Here is a 25,013-nt window from a genome sequence, read left to right as displayed (position 1 = left end):
GGATGCCAGATTTGGAAAGGTTCGTGCCAGACATCCTGGATTCCCGCATTCGCGGGAATGACGGCAAAAGTGCAACGCCATATGTCCAATTTTTGATTCGAATGGCTATAGAACCTGAATCTTCCCAACGACCGGCTTTGGCTTGAAGTGGGGGCGGTGGAGTTGGAAGGGGAGAGGGGGAGGGGGATTTATCTTTGCATCCTGGATATAAAAACGGTACAGAAAATATGTACAGAAAAAAAAGACGCGACCTCTTTATGAGCTAATCATGGGATTTTTCAGGCACTCCACCAGGGCGATTCCCCGGGGTGTTTGGCATTTTTATCTTTGCAAGGAGAAGATAAATAATGTACAGAAAATATATACAGAAAAAAAAGCGCGCATTATTCATCCGTTAGGAGCCAGAAGCAGGCGCTATGAGTGGCTGATAAAGGGTGAATTGGGGGGCTGAAGAGTTTGGGTTCCATGGGCCTTTAAGATAATGTACAGATAGACTGTACAGAAAAAAATGGTACGCCTCTAGTCGTCAGGCATTTGGAGCCATCCCCTGCAGGTTTTCTGTCAGGGGTGGACAATCGTGGCTGGAAATGGCAGGTTCCCATGGGATCCATGAAAGATGTACAGAATAAATGTACAGAAGAGAGGGTTTCATCATGAGTCAGTTGAATATCCACGTCAATGCCGCTTTCGAACGCGCCCTCCAGGGATTCATGCGCGCCCGAGGCATCCGTACCAAGTCTGAAGCGATACGGGTAGCGGTGCGGGAAGGGCTGGCCCGGGCGGAAGCGGAGCAGAAGGATATCGATTTTAAACAGTGGCTGGGGTTGGGCAACCAAGCCCCCCACAATCCAAACCCCCGTTACAGCTCCAACGAAGCGATGTGGGAGTAGAATATGGTTGTTGATACCTCGGTCATTCTGGCCGTCTTTTTTGAAGAGTCCCATGGTGAATGGGCTGTGGAGCGGATGCAGGCCAGGCGGGAAGAGCTGGTGATGAGCACCGTGAATTTGACCGAAGCGTTGATGCTGATCCGGGACCGCCAGCCCATCGATTATTACCAGCTGGAAGGGGCCCTCTACAGCAGCGGCATCCGCTTTGAAGCCCCCGACATGGAGCAGGCCTGCCTGGCTGCCGAAACCCGGTTGAAATTTTCAATCAATCTGGGGGATTGCTTCACCTACGCCCTGGCCAAAAAGAAAGGTCGGCCCATCCTCACCCTGGATGGGGGCTTCCGCCGCACCGATGCCGAGTTGGTGATGCCGGTAGCGGCTTGAGTATGCTGTTGGTGTGTTGAGGAGTGGTGTAGAAGGAAGGATCAACCCTCGGAGGTAGGTGATCCAGGGGGGATGCGTGTGCTGTTTTAGGTGTGTTTGACAGGAAAAAGCAAAACCATGGGGGGAGAGGAGTCCCCGCACATCCCCCATTTTTTTTAGAATTATACGAGTTTTGGTTCAAACAATGCGCTTAAGGCCATCGTTTGAACTTCATTCAAAACCGAAAAATCTGCCACAGAGAACACAGAGGTCACAGAGGAAAAGCATGAAAAACAGCTGAATATTCCGAGCACACTGCCGGGCACGAATTTGGCTCGATTTTGGTTTTCTCTGTGTTCTCTATGTTCTCTGTGGCTAAACGTTTTTTTGTTCGACTCACCTGTTGAACCGGAATTGGTATCAATCCAGCTCGAACTGATCCTTGTAATCCCGTACCAGCTTGGGATCCTGCTCTTCTTTTCTGAGGAAACAGCGCCCCACCGCCAGCGTTTCGATGCCCGTGCCCATAAAGCAGCGGAAGGCATCTTCCGGTGAACCCACAATCGGCTCCCCCCGCACATTAAAGCTGGTGTTGACCACCACCGGACAGCCCGTCTTCTTTTTGAACAACCCAATCAAAGCGTGATACAGAGGATTGGTCTCCTGGTGGACTGTTTGGATCCGGGCGGAATAGTCCACATGGGTCACCGCAGGAATTTGGGAGCGGGGGATGTTGAGTTTGTCGATGCCGAAAAGTTTTTCCTCCGCTTCAGTCATCATTCGGCGCCGCTCCGGCACCACATCATCCACCAGCAGCATATACGGGCTGTCTTCATTCAACTGAAACCAGTGGTCCATCTCCTCCCGCAACACCGACGGCGCAAAGGGGCGGAACGACTCCCGAAACTTGACCTTGAGGTTGAGCACGGATTGCATGGTGGGTGAGCGGGGATCCCCCAAAATCGAACGTGCCCCCAACGCCCTGGGACCAAACTCCATCCGCCCCTGAAACCAGCCCACCGCCTTTCCAGCCGTCAGCGCCTCAACACAGGCGGCCAGCAGCTCCGGCTCTGGCAAGAGGTCGAATTTGGCGCCTTCCCGGGTCAAACGGGCTTCGATCTCTTCTTGAGTGAAGGATGGCCCGAGATAGGCCCCCTGCATGGCGTCCATGCCGTCAGTCAGGATGCGTGGGTTGTCCAGATGCCAGTGATAACACCCCAGCGCCGCTCCCAAAGCCCCCCCGGCATCCCCCGAAGCAGGCTGGATCCAGATTTTTTCAAAGGCCCCATCCCTTAGGAGCTTACCGTTGGCCACACAGTTCAGGGCGACCCCACCAGCCAGACAGAGATTTTTCATCCCCGTCTCCTGAGCCAGACTCCGGGCCATACGCAACACCACCTCTTCCACCACCGCCTGAACCGAGGCGGCCATATCCATATGGTGTTGGGTCACCGGCTCTTCCGGTTGGCGGGGCTTGGAGCCAAACAGTTCATCAAACTTGGGGCCGGTCATGGTCAGACCGGTGCAATAATCAAAATAGGAGAGATCCAAGCGAAATGAGCCGTCCGCTTTGAGGTCGATCAGATGTTCAAAAATTCGTTCGACATATTTGGGCTCACCATAGGGGGCCAGACCCATCACCTTGTATTCACCGGAGTTGACCTTAAAACCGGTGTGATAGGTGAAAGCGGAATAGAGCAGCCCCAATGAGTGGGGAAAGTGGATCTCCTTGATGATCTCCAAGGAATTATCCCGACCGATACCCGCCGAAGTGGTGGCCCACTCACCCACACCATCCATGGTGAGCACGGCGGCTTCTTCAAAGGGGGAGGGGTAGAAGGCGCTCGCAGCATGGCTCTGGTGATGTTCGGAAAAAAGCAGCCGGGATTCATCAAAGCCAGGATCGAAGCGTTGCAGCTCCTGGATCAATAAATTTTTTTGAAACAGCTTTTCCCGAACCCAAACCAAAATGGCCATGCGGAAGGATTTAAAGCCCCGGGGTGCAAAGGCCAGATAGGTCTCCAGAAGTCGTTCAAATTTCAGGAAGGGTTTGTCATAAAAGACCACCCGGTCCACCTCCTCCAGGGTGATGCCCTCCAGCTTGAGGCAGGATTCGATGGCGTGGCGAGGAAAGCCCGGGTCATGCTTTTTCCGGGTGAATCGCTCTTCCTGAGCAGCGGCAGCCACGATGCCGTCTCGGATCAGTGCCGCAGCGCTGTCGTGGTAATAAGCGGAGATGCCGAGAATATGCACGGGATAGGAGATCTAAAAAAGAGTGTAGATGAAAGGAGCTACCGCCGAGCCCTGGGAAAAAATGATCAATCCCCCCAGCAGGGTCAGCATGAGCAGAATGGGCAGCAGCCAAAACTTTTTCCGCTCCCGCATAAAAGCCCATAATTCAGCAAAAAAAGACATCACCCACTCCTGATTGTCCGCTTTAAAATTGACGTTTCATCGATTCCGGGGCGGGGCCGGGCTTGTCACGCACAATCCAGTAGCTCTCCGCCTTGGGGTCGAACTTTAACTGTAAGGTCTCTTTGCCAAAAAAACGCATGATCACCCCGATGGGTGTGACGGTGGTATAAAAGAGAATTCCCATCACAATGGGGGAGATGATGCGGTGAAGCAGCAGGCCAAATTGGGTCCAGAGGCGGTTGAGGGGAGCGAGCAGAGCGGGGCGCACGATGACCGTGAGAAAAAAAAGCCCGCTGAGCGCCAGGACTGCTGTGTGGGGTGGTTGGGCACTGCGCAGGGGCCACAATCCGATGATGGCGAACACCACCGTAAACACCAGCCCAAAGGAGCTGTCGGATGAGCCTTCCAAAGCGCGCTCGGATGAACCCTCAGTCATGAATGGATCCCCTCCCTCCAAGGGTAACCAGTGGTTCCTGATCAAAAGCGTTCGTAGGGTGTGGTGAGCCGTGGGAGTCGCACCAATCAAGACGGATGTGCCATCTTGATTTGGAATGACGATTAAGATAGGCCCTTCCCGCTATTTTTTGGCGCTGGATACCGGATAGCGTGTTGTCAGCCCACTTTCTGCTTTGCTGGCACGACTCCCCATCAGCCCAGACGATCCACAGGCGTTACGCTGTTTTCGTGGAACAGGGTGAATTCTACAGCAGCGCCTTGGCTCGGGAAACGACATTTTCAACTGAAAAGCCATACGCTTCCAGAAGTTGGCCCCCAGGAGCCGAAGCCCCGAAGCGATCCACGCCAATCACATCCCCTAGGCTCCCCACCCAACGATGCCAGCCCAGGGAGCTGCCCGCCTCAATGGCGAGACGTGCGGTGAGGCCGGGGGGCAGGATTTCATCCTGATAGGCTTGGGGTTGGGCTTCAAAAAGCTCCCAGGCAGGCATGGAGATGACCCGGGCAGCGATGCCCTCACCGGCCAGCACCGCCTGAGCCGCAACCGCCAGAGAGACCTCACCACCGGTAGCCAGCAGCAGGAGCTGAGGCTCTCCGTCACAGTCGGAAACCACATAACCTCCCCTGGCGACCCCTTCTTCAGTGGCCCCGGGCAGGATGGGCAGATTTTGACGGGAAAGCGCCAACGCCGCAGGTTTGCCCCGGGAGATGGAGAGACCCCACGCAGCGGCGGTCTCTTTGGCATCTGCAGGGCGGAACACCGTGAGATTGGGAATCGCTCTGAGGCTGGCCAAATGCTCCACTGGTTGATGGGTCGGCCCATCCTCGCCCACCGCCAGGCTGTCGTGGGTCAAGACGTAGATCACATGGGTATCCATCAACGCCGAAAGACGGATCGCGCCCCGCAGATAGTCGGCAAAAACCAGGAAAGTGCCGCAAAAGGGGATAAATCCGCCGTGGAGGGCCATGCCGTTGACGATCGCCCCCATGGCGTGCTCCCGCACCCCGAAATGGATGTTGCGGTTGGTGTCGTCGTCGATCCAGGTTTTGTTGGAAGGAGCCAGATCCGCCGAGCCCCCCAGCAGAGCAGGCAACCCCTTGGCGACGGCGTTGAGCGCCTTGCCCGAAGCCGAACGGGTGGCTATCGGTTTGTCACCAAAATCGAGGGCTTTCAGGTGCGTATCCCAACCCGCCGGGAGTTCCCCGCGGCATTCGCTTAAAAAGCGGTTGGTATCTTCCGGAAAGCGGGTTTGGAAGGCTTCCAGGCGTGCCTGCCATTCTGCTTCCAGGGCTTGGCCCCGATCCAGAATGGTCTTTTTGAATTGGTCGGCAGCGGCTTCGGGGATGTGAAAGCGCTCTTGGGGCCAGTCATAGAAGGAACGGGTGGCCTCCATGTCCTTTCCTTTCAGGGGGGAGCCGTGCACCGCCGGGGTGTTGGCCTTGGGGCTGCCGTGACCGATGCTGGTGCGCACCATGATCAGGGTGGGGCGCTCCTCTTCAGCCTGCCCCTGCTTGATCGCTTCGGTGATGGCATCCAGATCTTCCCCATCATCCACCCGCACCACATGCCACTGATAGGCCTCGAAACGGGCGCCGACATCTTCGCTGAAGGTGATGTTGGTGTCCCCTTCGATGGAGATATGGTTATCGTCGTAGAGATAGATAATCTTGCCCAGGCAGAGGTGCCCGGCCAGGGAGGCGGCTTCGGAGGCGATCCCTTCCATCAGGTCGCCGTCGGAGACGATGGCGTAGGTGAAGTGATCCACAATCGGCAAAAATTCCTGCCGGTTGAGGGTTTCAGCCTGGCGGCGTTCGGCCATGGCCATGCCGACACCCATGGCAAATCCCTGCCCCAGGGGGCCGGTGGTGGCTTCCACGCCCAGGGTGTGACCATACTCGGGATGGCCCGGGGTGAGAGAGCCCATCTGCCGGAAATTTTTCACCTCTTCCAAGGAGAGGTCATATCCGGAAAGATGGAGCAGGGCATACAGAAGTGCCGAGCCGTGGCCTGCCGAAAGAATAAATCGGTCCCGCTCCACCCAGTTGGGGTTGGTGGGGTTGTGGCGCAGGATGCGGCTCCAGAGGGCATAGGCCATGGGGGCCGCCCCCAGGGGCAACCCCGGATGGCCGGAGTTGGCAGCCTCAATGGCGTCCACGGATAGCATTCTCAGGGTGGATACGCAAAGATGGTCCGGATTTTGGTTCTTCATGGGAATTGGCCAGTCAGGATAGCGGGTTTGTAACGAAATCGAGGCCTTTTTGCCTCGGATTGTTCAGACCCGAATAGTGGAATGGAAATGCAAAAAAAAAGCCGACTATAGACCATTTCCCCCCCTTCCGAAACGGTCTTTGGCGTCCCAATCGTCCATTTTTCTTCCGCCCAAAAGCGTTTTGGCTTGTCAGGTGGGCGGAGATGGAAAAGGGGTTTGGGCAGGATCCCGGGCTGATGGATCAATAGGGTTTGTTTTTGCGGCAGCTCATGCATTTGCCCCCAAACATCGATTCGATTTTTTTTAACCCGTTGCCACACAGCATGCAGAGGTTGTTTGTTTCCCGACGTTTGATTTCGATGGGGTTGGCGGCCAGGGTGGCCCGTACTGTGGCGGCTTTATCCTGACAGAGGGCTTCCAGGATCGGTTCTGGCAGGTTGGGACTTTTGGCCACCGCCCGGCGGACATCGGTGAGGGGATCCTGGATCATTTTTTTCAGGCAGGTGAGGGGGGTTTTGGGATTGCTGGCCACCACTTGGCGCACCTTGGGGGCGTGATCGACGGCGAGCTTGGCCAAAATTTCTTCGGGGGTGGCGGTGTTGCCGGCCACGGCTGAGCGGATTTCCTCAGAACGCACCCCGGCCAGTTGCGTCAACTCCCTGGGATCGGTGTGTTGGTTGTTGGCAATGCGGATCCAGGCGGAGTGGGCGGCGCTGCGCACCGTGGCCACCTGGTCTCTGGCCAGAATGGCCAAAAGCTTGCGGGGGGTGGCGCTGTTCAGGGCGACCTCCTGCCGAAGGGCGGCGTCCCGCACTTTGGAGAGTTTTTCCAGCATGTCGGGGGGGGTGCGATGGTTTCGGGCCATGTTTTGGATGGAAGTGCGCACCGTATCCGCCCGGTCACTGGCCAAGCGGTTCAGAGTGGAAATCTTGATGCCGGGATTTTTGGAGGCCTCCAGGCGGATTTCAAACTCCTTATCCTGGGAAAGCTGCTCCAGCAGGGTGTCGGGAATGGCGGGGTTGCGGGCAATGGCCAGGCGTACGTCGTCGGAGATATCGAAGGAGAGATCCCGTAGATCACTGGGGGGCGTGTGGATATTCTGGGCCACGGCCAGGCGTACTTCGGCGCTGTCATCCTTGGCGAGAAGGGTGAGTGTTTTCGCCCCGGCTTCGGGATTGTCCACCGAGGCCGCAATCACCCGCTTGCTGGAGGGGCAGTGGGTCAGCAGCAGCTGAAAAACCTCTTGGGGCAGCTGGGCCAGCCACTCCCCCTTGATGCGAATATCATAGACCCCTTCCTCTACATCCTGTCGGTTTTCGTTGATAAATTCGATGCAATCCGCTGAGGAGGTGGGCTGAATGACGGGCATGGCTTTGAAGCCTCGGTTTTGGGCTGTTTGTCTGTTGGCGAAAAAAAAATGCCGGGAGGATCACGCCCAGATCGGCTGGATGAATCCGATGGGAGATCCCTGCAACGACCCCGGTTGATTCAAAATGGTCCCTGGATTTTGACAAACCAGCCACCCAAAGACAAGACAGCTAACGAAGTGCAAGCAAAGAGTCCCTTCAGTGGTTACGGGGGAAGGTGGTGGCTGGGGGGGGGTGGTGGAAGGAGCTGGATGCCGTGGCTGGTGACCTCCCCCTGATCATCCACCTGGACGTTGGGAAGCCCCATCTCCTGTAGCCAGGCGATTCCCCCCGGGCGCTCCTGGAGCATGGCCACGGTGGCAATGGAGCCGGCGATCAAACAGTGGGGGGCCAATACCGAAACCGAGCCCAATCCCCCGGTAACGGGTCGGCCAGTCAGGGGGTTGAGAAGATGGCTCAGCCGCTGGCCATCTTGCATGATCACCCGTTCATAATCGCCACTGGTGGCGAGGGCTCCCTTGAGCAGGGGAATGCGCGCCAGCAGACTCCCCGGTTTTCGGGGATGATGAACCCCCACTCCCCAGGGGCGGCCATCCGGGTGTGGGCCGATGGCCTTGAGATCCCCCGCCAGATTGACAAAACCATGTCGAATACCCTCTTCCTGCAAAATAACGACGCACCGATCCACCCCATATTCTTTGACCACCCCTCCCAGATCGATCTCCATGCCGGGATGGGGAAGGCGTAAGCGGGGATTTTCCCAGATCACCTGCCCCCAGCCGATGAGCGGTCGGAATTGGTCGATCTCATTTTGGGAAGGAATGTGCTGGCTTTTAAAATCCCAACACTTTCGCAAAATACCGGAGGTGATATCAAAGCGCCCCTGGCTCTGGGTGTGGCAGGTGGCGGCATAGTCGAGGAGGGCTGCGGTTTCGGCATCCACCCGAATGTCATTTTTGCCAGCGGAGCGGTTGATTCGGGAGACGATGCTTTCCGGGCGATAGCGGGAATAACGTGCCTCCAGGCGGGCGATCTCCTGGCGCACCAGGTGGGCGGTTTTGTCGGCCAGGGATTGGTCCGGGGCGTAAAAAACCAGCTCTCCGGGTCCCCCCATGGCCTGGAAGGGGAAGGTGAATCGGCGCATGGGGCTTATCGGATTGGGGAGCAGGGGAATCATTCCCCAGGTGGGGGGTGGGACAGAGCCCCAAGCGCTTGGTTCGGCTCACAAGCACACCCCGGTAACCAGGCAAACGCTATGGATCAGCCCGGATCCCCCACATCAGCCGGGCTTTTCACATCAAAACGTATAGGCCGCACCCAGGATAAAGAAGGTGGCGTCGAAGGTTTTAAAGTTGGGGGAGCCGCTGCCGATGGCCAGGTCGTCATCCTGCTGGTAGCGCTCCACCAGGGCGTTGAGGCTGATGCCGTTGTCAAACTCCCAGATTCCTTTGATGCCGTAGGAGAAGGCGCCAAAATCTCCCAACCGCTGATCCGAGGAGATGGTGCCATCCTCTCCGGGGGAGGCGGGGAGGGTTTCGGCATAAAAATCGGCTTTGTTCTGATCGTAATAGCGCAGATAGGGGCGCAGCTGCCAATAGTCGCCGATGGATTGATACCACGCCAGGTTCATGGTGTGGGCGGTTACCCCCCAGTTGTCCCAATAAAAGCGATAGTCGCTTTGCAGGGTACCTTCCAGATCGGGAAAATGGCGGTTATAGCGGGTGAGCCAAGCCCATTGGCGATGTTTGTTGGGGCGGACATCGGTATCAATGGAAAGGGGGTTGAAGCTGAAGGTCCACTTGTAGGGGTCGGAAAAATAGCCCGAACCGGTGGCATAGGTGATGTTGGACTGCATGATGGCGGTTGGGCTCAGGATTTGGGTCACCCCCACCATAAAATCCCAGCCGATCTGCTTTTTGTTGAGGGGATCCCCATCCACCGCGTCGATATCGTCGCTGGAATAGCCCACACCCAGGGCCAGTACGGTATTTTTTTGGTTGAACTCCCAGCGGTTGTCGATGCTGACGGAGGCTCCGTGGTAGTCATCCTCACTGGTAAAAGAGCCGCCGATTCCCAGGCTGCCCTTTTCAAAAAAACGGGTCAGCTTTAAATCGACTGATTGGCGGGAGTCGTCGATGGAGGCGCCGGTCAGGGTCTGGACTGTTTCGCCGGTGCGGTTGGTGACGGTTTCCGGGGAGGCGCCACCCATGGTCTCCAGCGCCCCCGTCATCTCCAGTTCATAATGTTCACCGATGGGCATGCGTCCCCAGACCAGAGGCGCACGCACGTCAATAAGATCCCCGTGCTCGTGATAGTCCAGATAGGAAAACGCCATGGCAGGTTCCCCCTGGGAGGCGGCCTCTGCCTGGGAAGTGAGTCCGGGCAGGGCCATGGCCGCTCCCATCAGCGCCGCCAACCCCTTGCCGGGGGCGGTGCTTTGGCCATTGATTTTCAGATCAGTTACAGCCACACCCACCACCTCCCACCCCATAGCCACCCGAGGCGGTCTCTTTGCTGTAATAGATCTGACTCCGGGCATTGGCTTCCAGGGGATCCGGATCAAAGCTCATATCGGGGCGGGCGAGATAATCCCGCTCCCAAGGTTCTACCACCGCACATCCTCCCGCCATCACCGCGAGAGCGGCCAGCAGGGTCAGGATCCAGAAGCGGCGCAGCAGGCTTTGTGACTGGGAGTGACCTTGAGCTGACATTTTGGGCTTTTGCCGGGCGCGCTCCTGGATCATCGCTTCCTGGCGGAGTCGGGTTGCATTTTTGACCAGTGTTTGCCGGTTCATGGAGCTTCCTTCAGAAGTTTGTCCACATCGGCTTCAAGCTTGCCCATGTGGGCCTTGCCGGAATAACCGAGATAGATGTGGCGCACGATCCCTTTTTTGTCGACCAGGAAAGAGCTGGGCATGGCCCGGACCTGATATTGCCGGGCGATGGTGCCCCCTTTATCCCAGGCGATGGGAAAGTCCACTTTGGTGCGCCGTAAAAATTTTTCCGAGGCTTTTTTGCGATTGTCTTCACTCAGACCAAGAATCTCAAATCCCTGATCCTTGAGCTTGTTGCGCAGGTCGTTGAGCAGGGGAAAAGAGGTGCGGCAGGGGGGGCACCAGGAGGCCCAATAGTCCACCAGCACCACTTGGCCCTTGTAGGCTGCCAGTTCAATCTTGTCCGCCGGGGGATTTTCACCCAGGGCCGGGAGGGAAAAAGCCGGAGCCACATCCCCGTCGTTCAAGGCGAGGGCAGGGGTGGGGGCCAGCAAAACAAACCCCAGAAGCAGAACGATACCAAAGAAGGTTTGGTAGGTGTTGCGTTTCATGTGTGGTGACCTTTATGTCCGGTTCGACCGGGATAGCCAGCCGATAGAGAGCGGATGGGATTGGCTGGGCTGTCGGGCTCTGTTGTCGTCATGTCTATTGAATCAATCCCAGTCCAACTCATGAATGTTGATTTATCTCAATATCACAGGATAGTTAATCATAAACTGTTTTTCAACGGTTTAGTTCTACCCCTAAACTATGTGATATAATCTTCCTTCCAAACATGTCATCCTTAGCAAAGGCCGTTTGACCGTCGTCTTTGTGGTTGGGTGCTTGTGTGGGGGTTTTCCGGCGTGGCGGATAGCTTCGGCAGGTTTGGCCGAAAGGGTTGTTTTGGGGTGGGTATAGCAAGCCTACCTAAGAATATAGATGCTCTTCTCTGACTCGTCATCCCCGCGAAGGCGGGGATCCAGAGAGATAATCATGGCTCTCAAGGAAAAACCTAATCTTCAGCAAGGCCGGTATTTTGCTGAAAGTGAAGCAAGATTTGGAAAGGTTCGTGCCAGACATCCTGGATTCCCGCATTCGCGGGAATGACAGCAAAAGTGTAACGGTATATGCCCAATTCTTGATTCGAATTGCTATAGGAACGAAGGCGAAGGGGAGAAGGGTGTCATGAAAAAAACGTCCTGGTTTTTGGCTCTTGTGCTGGGTTTATGGTTCTCTCCAGGGGCTCTTCAGGCGGCGGATCTTGCTGGCACCTGGCTGGTTTTTCATGCCGAGGAGGGGAGTGACTCCGGGTTGGAGGGGCCGGAATTTTTTTCGTTTGAGCAATCCGGCGACACCTTCGAAGGGGAGATGGTGTGTGATGGGGTGGCCATCGACGGTGAAATCAACGCCGACCGCCTGGAGGGTGTCATCCATTTCAGTGACGGGGCGATTATCCTTCGGGGGCGCCTGGCGGATGACCGTCTGGATGGGCGCTGGACCAAGCCAAAGGGTGGCGAGACCGGGGTCTGGTTTGGCAATCGGGTTCAATATGCCCCCAGCGACCGCCAGTGTGTGATTTTGACCGCCGAAGTGTTCGGCGTGCGGGATGGGGAGAGTGGCCGCTATCTGATGGCGGCTGAGGTGCCGGATTTTTCTCAACAGCTCATGGGCGCCACCCTGCTGGGGCCCTATCTCGGTAGCGCCCCCCTGGAATTGACCTTTGAAAGCAGCCTGGGCTCCGGTGGCGGTTGGCGGGGAGAGAGAGTGCTGCCGTCAGGGGTAACGCCCTCTCTACCTCTGGATTATGTGCTGCTATTGCATCTGAGCGACGGTGAGACCATCCCGGTGCGTCAAAGTGTGGACGACTGGGAAGAGGTGGAGAGTGGTGGGGGTGGGGATTGTCCGTGCAGCGGCAATGATGAGCCTTCCACAGAGGCGGCTGGCCGCTCCGCAAAGAGCCGTTCGGGTTGGCACAATCGGGCTACCACTCCTTGAAATATTTTTTCCGCCGCTTGAGATATTTCAGCTGCATCGCGCTCACCATTCGTTCCAGGGCTCGCAGTGAATCATCGTAGGAATCAAACAGGAAACGCCCCCGGTAACCGCAAAGATCCTCCTCGACAAACCCTTCCACCACACTGGCCGAGAGGGTCAGGGGTGCATCCAGCTCTTTCCATTCAAACTGGCAGGTGAGGGTGGAGGCTTTGTTGATTTTGGGGATGTTTTCCTTACAGTCAAAGCAGAGCCCGCCCACTGAAATATCCCGAAGCTGTACCGGAAAGGTGATGCCAGCCTCCCGGGTGATGAGGGTGGAGATTTTCCACTTGCTGTCGGTCTTGACCCGGATGGAAGCCCGTTTTTCCCGTTTGACCATAAGCTCATTGGGAAAAGAGAGCTTGAATAAATTTTTTTTGACAAGGTCCAGATAGCTGACACGGAATCCCAAAAAATATTTTTTGGTAAACATCTGAATATCGATGAATTGACTACTGCGGATTCGGATGTTGCCGATAGGGGGATCCAGGGCGTCGATCAGGAGATAGAGGCTGTCTGCTGCCTGAAATTCCCGAATGTTTACCTTGAGATAGGAGTGGTAGTTAAATATTTGCCGACCAAAATGAAGCCGGATGGGTTGATCTCCTTCCATCGTCATCATCATGATAATCTGGGAAATCAACTTGGGGTCGGTCACCGTCACCTTATGGTTGGGATTGATGATCGCCCCTTCTTCTTCAGTGCTGTGCATTTTGTAGATAAAATCAAGAAATTCCAAGGTGATCTCCGTTGAATCGAGTGCTATCAGGGAAAACAAAAGCCAGGATAGGGCTGGCAGAGCTGTTTCAGGCTATATTTAATCTTATCGCAAAAAACGAGCCAGTTTGTTTTCGTTGATTTTGGAAAAATGTCCATGGGTGGCCCACCGGAAATTTTTTCGCTGGATCGTGGTTATCAGGTGGAGCATTCCAGCCATGGGGGCTTATTTAGTCGGGTATTCAGGTTCGGATATCCGTTCGAAAACAGGGGAGATGAAAAAGATGATCAAGTGGTTGATGCTGGTCGTGATGCTGGTTCCTTTTGGGGTGGAAGCCGAGGAATCAGCTTGGCAGCCAGAACAGATGCAAGAGGTGGAGTATCTCTGTAAAGTCACCTCTGCCCAGACCCTGCAACGCTCCCTGAGCTTGAAAAATACCCCTCTCAACCGGATTTTTGACCGCATCGGCGGGGAGGAGTTTTATCAGATTTATGTGACCGATTATTGCCTGGCCAAATCCAAAAGAGTCGCCACCCTCTTCTCTTATGAAAATTTTATGAATGATCCCGGAAAGGCCGAAGCACAGATGGCTGAGAGTGGGGTGATCCGGGAGATTGAAGAGCAGGTGTTTGATCGCATCGGGGTGAAATAATCCAAAACCCTGCTTAAGGGAAACAGTCGGCTCCAGGGGAGGGTTCCACCCCTTTTGTCCGGCCTCTTTGATGGTTTGATCTCCCTTGGGAGGGCTCTTCCATCAGCCAACCGATTGCGCCAGTACCTCTTTTGGCTTAAAAACGAGATAAACACGCACTCAATTTTGTTCGTTGTCTTAAGGCGAATCAGGCCATGAATGAGACCTACATGACCGGCATCTCGGTGCAGGATTTGGGAGATGTGTTTGAATATTCCGGCTTTTCATTTTTGCTGGTGGTATTGGCTTTTATTGTAGCCAACCTCACCCGGCGAGAGCGGAGCAGCTCTTCCCGTCTGCGGCTGGGGTTGATGCTGATGGTTTTTCTCTCCCTGTTGACGGTTCTGGATCTTTCCCTGCTCAAATCCCTGATGGAGCCTCTGCGCGGGCTGGCGGTTCGCCACTATGGCTTGATTCACAAGCTGGTGCTGGCCACCTGGTGGTTTGCTCTGGCTTATACCTTCAACCGCTTGCTGGAGCGGGTGGTGTGGGAGGGGATCCTCGGCAACGAGGAGGGGGGCTCGACGATTCCGGCGCTGTTGCGCGACAGCGTTCATGTGTTGGTCTATCTGATCACCCTGATGATCCTGATGGCCTTCATTTTCGACAAATCCATCACCGCCCTGGCGGCCACTTCCGGGGTGTTTGCCTTTGTGGTGGGTTATTCCGCACAAAACACCATCGGAGAAATTTTTGCAGGCATCTCCCTCAACCTTTCCCCGCCCTTTGCCCAGGGGGATTGGGTGGAGATCAACGAGGAGTGGTGTCTGATTCGGGATATCGACTGGCGCTGTGTCACCTGTGAGGATCTCCACGGCAATCAGCTGGTTTTTCCCAACAGTGTGGTCGCCCGAAGCCCGGTTCGCAACGCCAGCAAGCCGACACCTGCCATCCAGCGCAAGCTCTCCTTTATGGTGGAGTATGGCGCAGCGCCCAATTTGGTGATCGACCTGGTCAATTTTGCCATGGCCCAATCTCCAGCCATCCAAAAGCATCCGGCGGCCTATACCATTTTTGATCAATTTGATGATCTGGGGGTGCGTTATTCCGCTTGTTACTATATCGATACCTTTGCCAATCGCCACAAAGCGGCCAACCAAGTCGCCTCAGCTATCTGGTATCGCCTGAATCGCCGGGGGATTCGTTTTTCCTTTAATCGCCTCCACGCTCATATCGACCTGGAGCATGCCGAGCGACCGGTGCCGGGGACGGTGTGGCGGGAGGTGGAGGAGAGCAGCCAGCTGTTGGAATTTTTTCGGGCAGTGCCTTTTTTTGCTTCCCTGGAGGAGTGGGAGCTTCATGAGCTGGCGTTTCGGGCCAAGCGCCACATCCACGGCCCCCAGGAGACTTTGATCCATCAAAAGGACAAGGGGGATTCCCTCTTTTTGATCACCCGGGGGGAGGTGGATGTCTTTATCACCCAGGGGGATGGGGAAGAGTTGCGGGTGGCGACTCTGGGCATGGGGCAGACGGTGGGGGTGATGTCCCTGATGACCGGAGAGCCCCGGAGTGCCACGGTGCGGGTTTCCGGGGAGAGGGAGACGGTGACCCACGAGGTGACCAAGGAGACCCTGACCGGCATTGTGCAAAACCGCCCGGCAGTGTTGCAGGAGCTGGCCGGCATCGTCGCCCAGATGCAGCAGAAGGACCAACAGCGCACCGCCAAACACCAGGCGAGCCGGGAGCAGCAGGAGAAAGCCGTCGAGACCGCCAGTGTACGCCTGGCCGAAAAAATCCGCCGCTGGTTTGCCAGTTGAATCAGTGGAAAACCAGCGTTGATGGCTTGACTGTTTTAGTTTGGTGGAGTGGAGGTTTGGATGGCCTCTTTGACGGGAGAAGAGTGGCTGGAGGCATCGAACTGTAGGGCGTGGAGTTGGGCGTAGAGGCCGTTTTGGTTCAGGAGGGCTTGATGGGGGCCTGATTCGACGATTTCGCCGTCGGAAATCACCAAAATCCGATCCGCGTGTTCGATGGTGGAGAGTCTATGAGCGATGATGAGCGCCGTGCGGTTTTCGAAGATTCGCTCCAGCGCCTTCTGGATCAACCGCTCGCTGATGGTGTCCACCGAACTGGTCGCCTCATCCATCACCAAAATTTTCGGATCCGCCGCCAACACCCGGGCCAAACCCAAAAGCTGCCTCTGCCCCGCTGAAAGATTGCTCCCCCGCTCCGAAAGTTCCGTTTCATAACCATCCGCCAGCACATCAATAAAGGTGTCGGCTCCGGTCTGTTTAGCCGCCCAGCGAATGCGCTCCGGGGTGATGCGGGGATCCTCCAGGCTGATGTTGTCGGCGATGGTGCCCGCAAAGAGAAAGGTCTCCTGCCACACCACTCCCACCAGAGGCCGGAGAGTGGCCAGGGGAATGTGGGTGATATCGACACCGTCCAGTTCCACCGTGCCTTCTGTTGGTTCATAAGTGCGGTTGACCAGCTGGATCAAGCTCGACTTCCCCGCCCCCGTCGGCCCCGCAATGGCCACCCGCTCCCCCGGAGCCACCGTAACATTGATTCCCTTCAACACCGGATCATCCCCATAGCTGAACCCCACATTGCGAAAGCGAATCGCCCCTTGTACCTGCTTCGATGTGAAGGGGGAGGAGGGAGGCATCTGGGGGGCTTGGGGTGTTGAGGATGTTGAATGAGCTTGGTTCGCTTCCTCCCTTTCGGTGGGCCGGTCCTGGATGGTGGGGGGAGTGTCGATGAGGGAAAAAATGCGCTCCAGAGCGGTCATCGCCGCCTGCATGGTGGTGATTTTGGAGGAGAGATCCCGAATGGGCAGAAAAATCCGCCGAAGATAGTCGATAAATGCTACCAGGGTGCCGAGGGTGATCGCCTCCCGGGTTTCCGGTTGGCTGGCATAGAAGAAGAGCAGGGCGATGGTGATGGTGGCGGCGGCTTCGACAAAGCTGAACTGAAAGGCGTCGAAAAACTTGATCCGAATGGTGTGGTGCAGGTGATCCCGGTTGATTCCATCGAAGCGGGTGCGGTTTTTTTCCTGACGATGGAACAGCCGCACCACCTGATGTCCTTCCACCTCTTCGGTGAGGCGGCTGGCCATCTGGGATTGCAGCAGGCGGCTCTGGCGCTGCACTTTGCGCATTTTGCGGGTGACGGTCATGGTCACCAGAATGATAATGGGTAGCGCAATCAAGGTGACCCCGGCCAGCTTCGGCGATAGCCACACCATGCTCACCATGATCCCCACCAGCAGCAGCACATCCCCCACCAGATTGACCAACCCCTGGCTCACCATTTGGCTCACCGCTTCGGTATCGTTGGTGACCCGGTTGGTGAGGCGTCCGCTCTCATTTTTGGCGTAGAAGGGGGCATCCTGGCGGAGCAGATGGGCGAAGAGATCCTGGCGCATATCCCGCACCACCCGCTGGCCCAGCAAGGCGTTGAGGATGGTTTGGCCGTAGCCTGCGATAAACTGTAAAAGCGCAAGTCCCCCCAGAATCACCAGCAGCCAGCTGAATCCTTCCAACTCACCCGTCACCAGATGGCGATCCACGGCCAGCTTGACCAGCAACGGCTGACCCAGCTGGGCGATGGCTGAAAGGGGCAAAAGCCCGATGGCGATGAAAACCCACTTGCGATAAGGCCGGGCATAACCCCAAAAACGCAGGAACAGCTCCCGATCCAAAAGCTTGCCGAACTGGGTCTCCTCGGTATCCGAAGGCACGGCGGGTCTCATGGTTGCGCCTCCCGATTAAGTGTTTCCTGCTGGATTCTTTCCCGCTGGATTTTTTCCTGTTTGAGTTCTTCCAGGGCTTCCTGGCGGCTCATCTGTCGGTGGAGATCCTGGAAAAGGGGGCTCTCTTTTAAGAGTTGATCGTGATTTCCCGAGGCGACGAGGCGCCCCTCTTCCAGAAGATGAATGGTTTCGGCTTCCTTCAGAGAGGAGACCCGGTGGCAGATCAGGAGGATGGTGCGCTGGGGGGTCAAGGCGTGGAGGTTTTTCAAAATCCGCGCTTCGGTGTGGGTATCGACGTTGGCAAAAATATCGTCCAAAAGCAGCACTTTGGGGTTCATGGCCAACGCCCGGGCCAGGGTCACCCGCTGTCTTTGCCCCCCGGAGAGGGTGATGCCCCGCTCTCCCACCAGGGTGTCGAGCCCATGGGGAAAGTGTCGGATCTCCTCATCCAGACAGACTGTTTTGGCCACTTCCCAGGCCAGTTCATCCCCCCCTTCGGGGTTACCAAAAAGCAGATTTTCCCGCACCGTGGCCGAAAAGAGAAACCCCTCCTGGGGCACCATGGCCAGATGATTTCTCAGATCGGTCTCGTCAATCTCCGGCAGGGGGCGGTCATCTATGGATATCTCCCCGATAGTAGGGGGCAGCAGCCGGGCGAGACAGTTGAGAAGGGTTGATTTGCCACACCCCACACGGCCCGCCAACCCCACAAAGCCACCCGCCGGGAGTTCCAGGTGGATCTTTTCCAGGATGGATTGATCCCCATAGCGAAAATGGAGATCCCGAACCGATAGCTTGCCCTGCCAGGGGATGGGTTGCGGGGGGGTGTCCGGGAGTTGGATGGTGGGTTGGGTGTCGAGAATGCGGCCAATGCGCTCCATGGCGGCCAAGCCCCGCTGGAGCACGGTCATGATCCAGCCGAGTCCCACCGTGGGCCAGATGAGCATGGTGAGATAGCCGGTAAAGGCGACAAAATCTCCCAGGCTCAAGGTGCCGTTGGCGACCAGGGGGCCCCCCCGCGCCAGGATGATCCAGGCCCCCACCGCGCCACTGGAGAGGATCAGGGGAACGAGCAGGCTTTGGAGTCGGGCGTGAGTCATCTGCCGCTGATAGAGTCCTTCCACCTCGGAGTCGAACTGCTCCCCCCAGGCCTCTTGCCGGGCGTGGGAGCGGATAACCCCCATGCCTGCGACCCCTTCCTGAACAAAGGCCGAAAGCCCGCCAAACTGTTTGGCGACCGCCTGGCTGGAGCGGTAGAGGCGGCCGGTCAGCCGCCGGGCCAGCAGCAAAATGAGGGGGAAGGGGAGCAGGGCCAGGCCGGTCAAGACCGGATCCAGCTTGAGCATGATGGGGAGCAGAACGGTGTAGGTCATCAGGGTGTTGGAAATTTGCAAAAAACCGGGACCGATAAACATCGAGATCGCCATGATGTCGCCGCTGCCCCGGGAGACCAGATCCCCGGTGCGTTCCCCCTGGAAAAAAGGGGCGTCCAGGGTGAGGAGCTTGGCGTGGAAGGATTTGCGCAGGCCATACTCCACCCGTCGGCCAATCGCAAAAACATGGGTGCGCCCCGTCACCCGCAGGAGAGCGTGGAGGAGGGCCGCCACGGTGAGGAGTCCGGCATGGCCGAGGAGCGTCTCCCGGGGGGCGTGTTGGGTGAGATCCTCAGTGGCCAGTTTCATCAGCCAGGGGATGGTGGCGGAAGTCAGGCTGCTCATGACCAGGAGCAAAAAACCCAGAGCAAAGGCGCCCTTGTGGCGTTTGAAATGGGGGATCAGGTGGCGGAATCGTTGGGTCAGGCGCAAAGGGGTCTCTATCCTGGAAAAGGGGTGTCGGTGGGACCGGAGGGCCTGGCAGGGGAAAACAGGGGGGTGAAAGGCTGTTTTTTGTTAACTCTCCCGTTACATGGGGGAGGATCCGGGTTACATTGTACCCTTGGGGCCTTTCTGCAAGGTCACTCGCGCTCCAGAGCCGGTGAAGCCATGGTTGATAAGCCTCTTCAGGATGTACCCGGATCGCCCTCGGGGCAAGGGCTGGCAGATCCCCTGCCGTGGGGGGGGGATCGACGGGATTTTTTGGCTCTCGCTGGCCAGGGGGGGGTGGGGCTTGCCGCCTTGGCCTTGGGCCTGTCAGGGGGCGTGGGGGGCGTGGCCGGGGCCGCTGAACGGGATCTGGTGGCCCGCTATCCGTGGCTTCTGGCTTTGGTGGATGAGGACGGTTTTGATCGCAGTTGGCTGAATGATCTGCTGGGTGGCCTGCCTCCTTACGGTCGGGTGCTGAAACTCATGGATCATCAGGCCGAGGCGTTGCCCTACCATAAATACCGTAAGCGGCTCATCAACGACCGGCGGGTCAATCGAGGTCGCAAGCGGATGGAGGAGGAGCGGGCGCTCCTGAAAAAAATCGAATCCCGCTATGGCACACCAGCCGAAATTTTGGTGGCCTTGTGGGGGGTGGAAAGCGACTTTGGGCGAAATATGGGGCGGCATCCGGTCTTGCGCTCCCTCTTTACCCTGGCCACCCGATATCCCCGACGCGCGGCTTTTTTCCAAGAGCAGCTCCGGGCATTTTTGCTTCTGTGTCGGGAGGAGGGGTGGCACCCTCTCACGCTAAAGGGCTCCTTTGCCGGGGCCATGGGTCAGGTGCAGATGATTCCCAGCTCCATGCGCCGGTATGCGGTGGATTTTGACGGGGATGGTGATAAAAATATTTTTAAAAGCCGGGCGGATGTGTTGGGCTCCATCGCCAACTATCTCCACGGGCACGGCTGGCAGCGGGGTGGGGCCTATAGCTGGTCGGTGCAGAAAAATCCTGCGCTTGAGGGAATGCTCTCGCCAAATCTATCGGCCATGTACCCCTGGAAAAGCTGGCAGGAAAAAGGCGTACGGCTGGTGAGTGGCAACGCCCAACCGGATCTGGAAGCACCTGCCGCATTAATCCGCTTGGAAGAGTTGCACGGCTATCGCTATTATATGGTGTTTGAAAATTTCCGGGTGATTACCCGTTGGAACCGTTCCAGCCGCTTTGCCATGGCGGTCTATGAACTTTCCCGCCGCTTTGGGCGGAACCCTTGAGGAATGGAAGCTTCATCGGTGCAGCGTTGGACTTCGGTTACGGTTGTTTTGTTCCTTCTGGCGTTGGGGGTCAGTGGGTGTGCCCGTATTGGCGGCACCCCGGAGGGTCCCGAAGTGTGGGAGGACGGCCCCACCAGTCGACCCTACAAGGTCTTCGGGGTGACCTACTATCCCATGAAAAATGCCAACGGCTATGTGGAAGAGGGGACCGCTTCCTGGTACGGCAAAAAATTTCATGGACGCCCCACGGCCATCGGCGAAACCTACGACATGTATGGCATGACAGCCGCCCACACTATTTTGCCCCTTCCTTCCCGGGTGCGGGTGACCAACCTGGCCAATGGTCGGTCGGTGGAGCTTCGGGTCAACGACCGGGGGCCCTTTGTCAAAAATCGCCTGATTGACCTTTCCCTCACGGCGGCCCGACAACTGGGCTTTGCCAAACAGGGGACCGCCCGGGTGCGGGTGGAGGCTTTGGGGCCGGATCGCAAGCTAACCAGCCAGGAAAAGGCCAGATCCAAAGCAAAAATAACGGCCCAAACCAGGACCAAGACCCAGGGTGCAACAAGCCCTGCAAAACCCACCCCTAAAAAAAGAAACGCCCGCCAAACCGAATCGACCAGCCATTCCGGTCAGGGATTTTATGTGCAGGTAGGCTCCTTCCAGGCTGCGAGTAACGCCTGGCGTCTGGCGGAGACGTTGGAGGAGGTGGGGGATGCCAGGGTGGTCAAAAAATGGGTCAACGGTGAAAAATTTTATCGGGTGCGTTTCGGTCCTTTTGCCACGGCAGATCAGGCAGAACGGATCGTCTCCCGTTTGGATCAGAACGGATTTGGCGCTGGCAGCATCGTCAAAGAGTAGCTTGCCAGCAGAGGGCTTCGGGGGATAGTCCCCGGGGCCGGGTTACGATTGGAGGTTTCAGGTGAACGAGCAGTCACACACCCCTCGGGGGTCTGGAAACTTTTTGGCTTTGCGTGCTGGAAGTGGCTGGATCTTGAGCGGTTTGATGTTTTTGCTGGTGGTGAGTCTAGCCACTCTGGCAACGGCGGCCCCGAAAGCCCCTTTCAAAATTTTGGGCAAGGGGGCGGTGCTGGGGGATGTGGATTCCGGCACGATCATGTTCGAGCAGGATGGGGATGCGCGCCTGGAGCCGGCCTCCCTCACCAAGGTGATGACCCTCTACCTGATCTACGAATCCCTCGCCAAGGGGGAGCTTACCCTGGAGACCGAGCTGCCGGTGAGTGAAAAGGCCTGGCGCATGGGGGGCTCCAAAACCTTCGTCAAGGTGGGAGATAAAGTGCGGGTGGAGGATCTGGTGCGGGGGATTGCCGTCCAGAGCGGTAACGACGCCTGCATCGTGGTGGCGGAATATCTGGCGGGCTCTGAGGAGGGGTTTGCCGAGCTGATGAACGCCAAGGCCCAGGAGTTGGGGCTGGAATATACCCACTTTACCAATGCCACCGGCATGCCTGCCGAGGATCACTACACCACCCCCCGGGACATGTTTGTTCTGGCCTCTTCCCTGATCCGGGATTTTCCCCAATTTTCGCACTATTCCCGGGAAAAGCAGTACACCTTCAACGGTATCCGTCAATACAACCGCAACCGTCTTTTGTGGCGGGATCCCTCGGTGACGGGGCTGAAGACCGGCCACACCCGGGCGGCGGGATACTGCCTCATCGCCACCAACGAAAAGGATGAGCAGCGCTTGGCTGCCGTGGTGATGGGGGCGCGTAACTCCAAGGATCGGGAAGAGGAAGCCCTGAGACTTCTCCGTTACGGCAATCGCATGTTTGAAACCGTGCGTCTTTTTGGCGCTGGCGAAACCGTGCGCACCATTCGGGTCTGGAAAGGGGAGCAGGAAGAGGTCACTGGCCGCCTGGCTGAGCCCCTGGTGGTGACGGTGCCCCGTAAGGAGCGTGGTTCTCTGGAGGTGGGTATTCTCTATGAGGATCCCCTGATGGCGCCGTTGGCCGAGGGGCAACCCATCGGTACCCTGGTGGTCAAGCTGGGAGAAGAGGAACTCATGCGCAAACCGGTCTTGGCGGATACAGCCGTCCCGGCTGGCGGAATCGTGCGCAACATGGTGGATTCCGTACGTCTCTATCTGGGGTGGTAAGCCTGGGCGCTTTTCTGTCACCACCCCCGGATCAATCTCTGCTTTGGTGTTCCATTGTCAGCAGGGGTGGAGGATGAACCCGAAAGCGGTGCGTTGCCACCAGGACCCATGCAGGACGCATGGATTTTTTGCAGTCGAGAGCCGTGGGGAGAGTGCTGGTGGTGCGTGGGTCAACCCGGTGAATCGTGTCAATGGGGGCGGACATGGGTCGAAAAAAGGGTAAGTCCACCAAGGGGGAAGGCAAGAAAAAGTCCGGGCACTCCTGGGGGTTGGAGCTGGCCACGGTGGGGCTTGCCAAGAGCTTGAAAGATTTTTCCGAGGATGGGATTGGAGACTTTATGGACGTCCAGGGAAAGCCGGCCAAAGAGGTCAGTCAAGAGGATAACGACCCCTCCATGTCGGAAATTTTGGCCAGCCTGGAGGAGATCCTGGATGACGACGCCTCCGAGGCACTGCTGACGGTGGTGGATGAGGATGCGCTGAGTCGGGCCTTGAGTGATGGGGATTCCCAGTCCGATAGCGATACCGATCTGGCAGAGGAGGGGCTGGAATCCATCGATGAAGCCTCTGCCCTGGAAGGAATGGAGGCATTGTCTGAAGAGTCGGAGCCATTTTCCCCTGAGGAGGATGAAGCCGAAACAGCCGAGCCTGGAGGGGATGAGGCGTTGGAGGAGGAAGAGCCTCTGGAACTCACCGATCCCCTGGAAGAGAGCTCTGCCACCCCAGAGCCAAAATTGACTGAGCTGGAAGCCTTTTCGGAATTGGTGGGAGAGGAAGAGTTGCTCTTGAGAGAGGATACCGGGGCCCCCCTGGTTCTTCCCAATGCCGGTCCGGAGTTTTCGGAGGTGGCCGCCGTTTTGGACGACACTTCCGAAGTGGAAAAAGAGTTGGAAGAGATGGGGGATGAGGCGGATACCTTTGCCCGGCTCGGGTTGGAGGCGGTCTCGGAATCACAGCTGAAGACGAAACTGTCGGATCGGGATGAGGCGGACGCTGATTCAGAGCCCCGGGACAACCTGCCGGATCCCAACGATATTGAAGAGATGCCGGAACCTTCCGATATCGAAGAAGAAGCGTCGGAATCAGCGTTTGATGAGGATCAGGATGATCCACTCAACGCCCAAGAGAGTGTGGAAGAGGAGGATGTGCTTGATCTGGCAGAGCTGATCCAGTCAGGGGAAGCTTCAGCCCGGGTGGATGATCTGGATGCTGATGCTGATTCGGATATTTTGCTGGAGGAGTCGGGGGACTCTGACTTGGGTGAAGGGGGGGTGGATGAGGCGGATGTATTGGATCTGACCGAAGTGATGGAAGCGGTCGAGGCCGATGTGGAGCCCCTTCCGGAATTCAGCGATGCGGTGATGGCGGATGAGGCGGCGGAGTTTGTGGCCGCTGTGGGGCCTGAGGCGGGAGAGCTGGATGAGGAAGAGGGAGATGCCTTTGGGGCGGCGGGTGAGGACGCGGTTGATCTGGATGAGATGATTGCCGGCTTGGCTGAGGAAAATCCTGAGCCGACTCCGGAGCCCCAGGAGGAGCTGGAGGATTCCCAGGAGATGGGGATCCCGGAAGGGGAGGATCCGGAGGAGATGGGGTTTTCCGCAGCGGTGGTTTCGGCTCCGGAGGTGGACGAAGAGGCCTTCTCTTTTGCAGCGGCGGTTGCCGAGCATGATGACGAGGCGGGAGAGGAAGAGGACGTCTTTGAGCTGGATGGCATGGAGGTCGCACCACCTCCTGCATCGGCAGAAGGATTTCCCGGGGCACCTGAAGAAGAGGTGGTGGTGGTCGAGGAGTCCGAGCCCGAAATGGCTGAAGAGCCCGAGCCCGAAATGGCTGAGGAGCCCGAGCCCGAAACAGCTGAGGAACCCGAGCCCGAAACAGCTGAGGAGCCCGAGCCCGAAACAGCTGAGGAGCCCGAGCCCGAAATGGCTGAGGAGCCCGAGCCCGAAACAGCTGAGGAACCCGAGCCCGAAACAGCTGAGGAGCTTGAACTTGAATCGGAAGCACCGGTTTTAGCCGAAGAGGAGCCCGAGCCCGAAGCAGTCGAAGAGGAAGAGGAACTGGCGTTTGACTCTGATGATGATGAGTTGGAGGAAGCGCAAGAGGCTCTGGAAGATGACTGGGGGGCTGACGAGGAGGATCTCCCTGAACCGGAAGCGGCTGCTCGATCCAGTACCGGAAGGCATCGTCCAGCGTGAACCCATCGCCTTCAAGGATTACCACGGCGTC

General features: G+C 57.3%; 20 protein-coding genes and 1 pseudogene. 9 read left to right on the top strand and 12 right to left on the bottom strand.

Annotated features, from left to right (window positions below):
• Positions 1 to 653 precede the first annotated feature (653 nt).
• Entirely contained in the window at positions 654 to 890 is a 237-nt protein-coding gene (locus HQL52_16115) for a hypothetical protein (GenBank protein ID MBF0370974.1), read from the top strand.
• Positions 891 to 893: 3 nt separating this feature from the next.
• A pseudogene (locus tag HQL52_16110) lies at positions 894 to 1,274 on the top strand (type II toxin-antitoxin system VapC family toxin).
• A 399-nt stretch (positions 1,275 to 1,673) separates the two neighbouring features.
• On the opposite strand, the gene HQL52_16105 reads toward HQL52_16110, so the two are convergent.
• From HQL52_16105 to HQL52_16065, 9 genes are all read right to left on the bottom strand, one after another.
• The gene (locus HQL52_16105; GenBank protein MBF0370973.1) at positions 1,674 to 3,506 is read right to left on the bottom strand and encodes a carbamoyltransferase; all 1,833 of its coding nucleotides are present in this window, start codon (positions 3,504 to 3,506) and stop codon (positions 1,674 to 1,676) included.
• A gap of 12 nt (positions 3,507 to 3,518) precedes the next feature.
• Positions 3,519 to 3,668, bottom strand: a complete 150-nt coding sequence (locus tag HQL52_16100; GenBank protein MBF0370972.1) for a hypothetical protein — start codon at positions 3,666 to 3,668, stop codon at positions 3,519 to 3,521.
• 22 nt (positions 3,669 to 3,690) lie between these two features.
• Positions 3,691 to 4,104, bottom strand: a complete 414-nt coding sequence (locus HQL52_16095) for a hypothetical protein (GenBank protein MBF0370971.1) — start codon at positions 4,102 to 4,104, stop codon at positions 3,691 to 3,693.
• 265 nt (positions 4,105 to 4,369) lie between these two features.
• Positions 4,370 to 6,334, bottom strand: a complete 1,965-nt coding sequence (gene tkt, locus HQL52_16090) for a transketolase (GenBank protein MBF0370970.1) — start codon at positions 6,332 to 6,334, stop codon at positions 4,370 to 4,372.
• Between the two features lie 241 nt (positions 6,335 to 6,575).
• Entirely contained in the window at positions 6,576 to 7,703 is a 1,128-nt protein-coding gene (locus HQL52_16085; GenBank protein MBF0370969.1) for a hypothetical protein, read from the bottom strand.
• Between the two features lie 203 nt (positions 7,704 to 7,906).
• On the bottom strand, positions 7,907 to 8,845 hold the full coding sequence (locus HQL52_16080; GenBank protein MBF0370968.1) for an FAD:protein FMN transferase: 939 nt from the start codon (positions 8,843 to 8,845) through the stop codon (positions 7,907 to 7,909).
• A gap of 153 nt (positions 8,846 to 8,998) precedes the next feature.
• A complete protein-coding gene (locus HQL52_16075; GenBank protein MBF0370967.1) occupies positions 8,999 to 10,171 on the bottom strand; it encodes a DUF3570 domain-containing protein in 1,173 nt (390 codons plus the stop codon).
• Positions 10,158 to 10,412, bottom strand: coding sequence for a DUF4266 domain-containing protein (locus HQL52_16070; protein MBF0370966.1), 255 nt, complete (start codon positions 10,410 to 10,412; stop codon positions 10,158 to 10,160). The genes HQL52_16075 and HQL52_16070 overlap by 14 nt, the downstream gene beginning before the upstream one ends.
• An 80-nt stretch (positions 10,413 to 10,492) precedes the next feature.
• Positions 10,493 to 11,026, bottom strand: coding sequence for a TlpA family protein disulfide reductase (locus HQL52_16065; GenBank protein MBF0370965.1), 534 nt, complete (start codon positions 11,024 to 11,026; stop codon positions 10,493 to 10,495).
• A gap of 616 nt (positions 11,027 to 11,642) precedes the next feature.
• Between HQL52_16065 and HQL52_16060 the strand changes: the two genes are divergently transcribed.
• Positions 11,643 to 12,452, top strand: a complete 810-nt coding sequence (locus tag HQL52_16060; protein MBF0370964.1) for a hypothetical protein — start codon at positions 11,643 to 11,645, stop codon at positions 12,450 to 12,452.
• On the opposite strand, the gene HQL52_16055 is transcribed toward HQL52_16060, so the two are convergent.
• A complete protein-coding gene (locus HQL52_16055; GenBank protein ID MBF0370963.1) occupies positions 12,439 to 13,230 on the bottom strand; it encodes a PilZ domain-containing protein in 792 nt (263 codons plus the stop codon). The two genes, HQL52_16060 and HQL52_16055, sit on opposite strands and share 14 nt — an antisense overlap.
• Before the next feature lie 262 nt (positions 13,231 to 13,492).
• Between HQL52_16055 and HQL52_16050 the strand changes: the two genes are divergently transcribed.
• Together HQL52_16050 and HQL52_16045 are read left to right on the top strand one after the other, a co-directional pair.
• Positions 13,493 to 13,861 carry a hypothetical protein gene (locus tag HQL52_16050; GenBank protein MBF0370962.1) on the top strand — a complete coding sequence of 123 codons (369 nt, stop codon included), beginning with the start codon at positions 13,493 to 13,495 and terminating at the stop codon, positions 13,859 to 13,861.
• Positions 13,862 to 14,055: 194 nt separating this feature from the next.
• Positions 14,056 to 15,657, top strand: a complete 1,602-nt coding sequence (locus HQL52_16045; GenBank protein MBF0370961.1) for a mechanosensitive ion channel — start codon at positions 14,056 to 14,058, stop codon at positions 15,655 to 15,657.
• A gap of 35 nt (positions 15,658 to 15,692) precedes the next feature.
• Here HQL52_16045 and HQL52_16040 read toward each other — a convergent pair whose 3' ends face one another.
• Positions 15,693 to 17,594, bottom strand: coding sequence for an ABC transporter ATP-binding protein (locus tag HQL52_16040; protein MBF0370960.1), 1,902 nt, complete (start codon positions 17,592 to 17,594; stop codon positions 15,693 to 15,695).
• On the bottom strand, positions 17,591 to 19,399 hold the full coding sequence (locus HQL52_16035; GenBank protein MBF0370959.1) for an ABC transporter ATP-binding protein: 1,809 nt from the start codon (positions 19,397 to 19,399) through the stop codon (positions 17,591 to 17,593). Before HQL52_16035 ends, HQL52_16040 begins: the two co-directional genes overlap by 4 nt.
• Positions 19,400 to 19,576: 177 nt before the next feature.
• Between HQL52_16035 and HQL52_16030 the strand changes: the two genes are divergently transcribed.
• The 4 genes from HQL52_16030 (at position 19,577) to HQL52_16015 (ending at position 24,982) form a co-directional block, all read left to right on the top strand.
• Positions 19,577 to 20,668: a lytic murein transglycosylase gene (locus HQL52_16030; GenBank protein MBF0370958.1), complete on the top strand. Its 1,092-nt coding sequence runs from the start codon at positions 19,577 to 19,579 to the stop codon at positions 20,666 to 20,668.
• A 3-nt stretch (positions 20,669 to 20,671) separates the two neighbouring features.
• On the top strand, positions 20,672 to 21,529 hold the full coding sequence (locus HQL52_16025) for a septal ring lytic transglycosylase RlpA family protein (protein MBF0370957.1): 858 nt from the start codon (positions 20,672 to 20,674) through the stop codon (positions 21,527 to 21,529).
• Between the two features lie 61 nt (positions 21,530 to 21,590).
• Positions 21,591 to 22,787, top strand: a complete 1,197-nt coding sequence (locus tag HQL52_16020; protein MBF0370956.1) for a D-alanyl-D-alanine carboxypeptidase — start codon at positions 21,591 to 21,593, stop codon at positions 22,785 to 22,787.
• A 203-nt stretch (positions 22,788 to 22,990) separates the two neighbouring features.
• Positions 22,991 to 24,982, top strand: a complete 1,992-nt coding sequence (locus HQL52_16015; GenBank protein MBF0370955.1) for a hypothetical protein — start codon at positions 22,991 to 22,993, stop codon at positions 24,980 to 24,982.
• Positions 24,983 to 25,013: the final 31 nt, after the last annotated feature.

It is taken from the genome of Magnetococcales bacterium (assembly GCA_015232395.1).
In the GTDB taxonomy this organism is placed as follows: Bacteria; Pseudomonadota; Magnetococcia; order Magnetococcales; family JADFZT01; genus JADFZT01.
The sequence above is the reverse complement of the archived record's forward strand: the minus strand, read 5'-3'. Positions and strand labels throughout refer to the sequence as shown.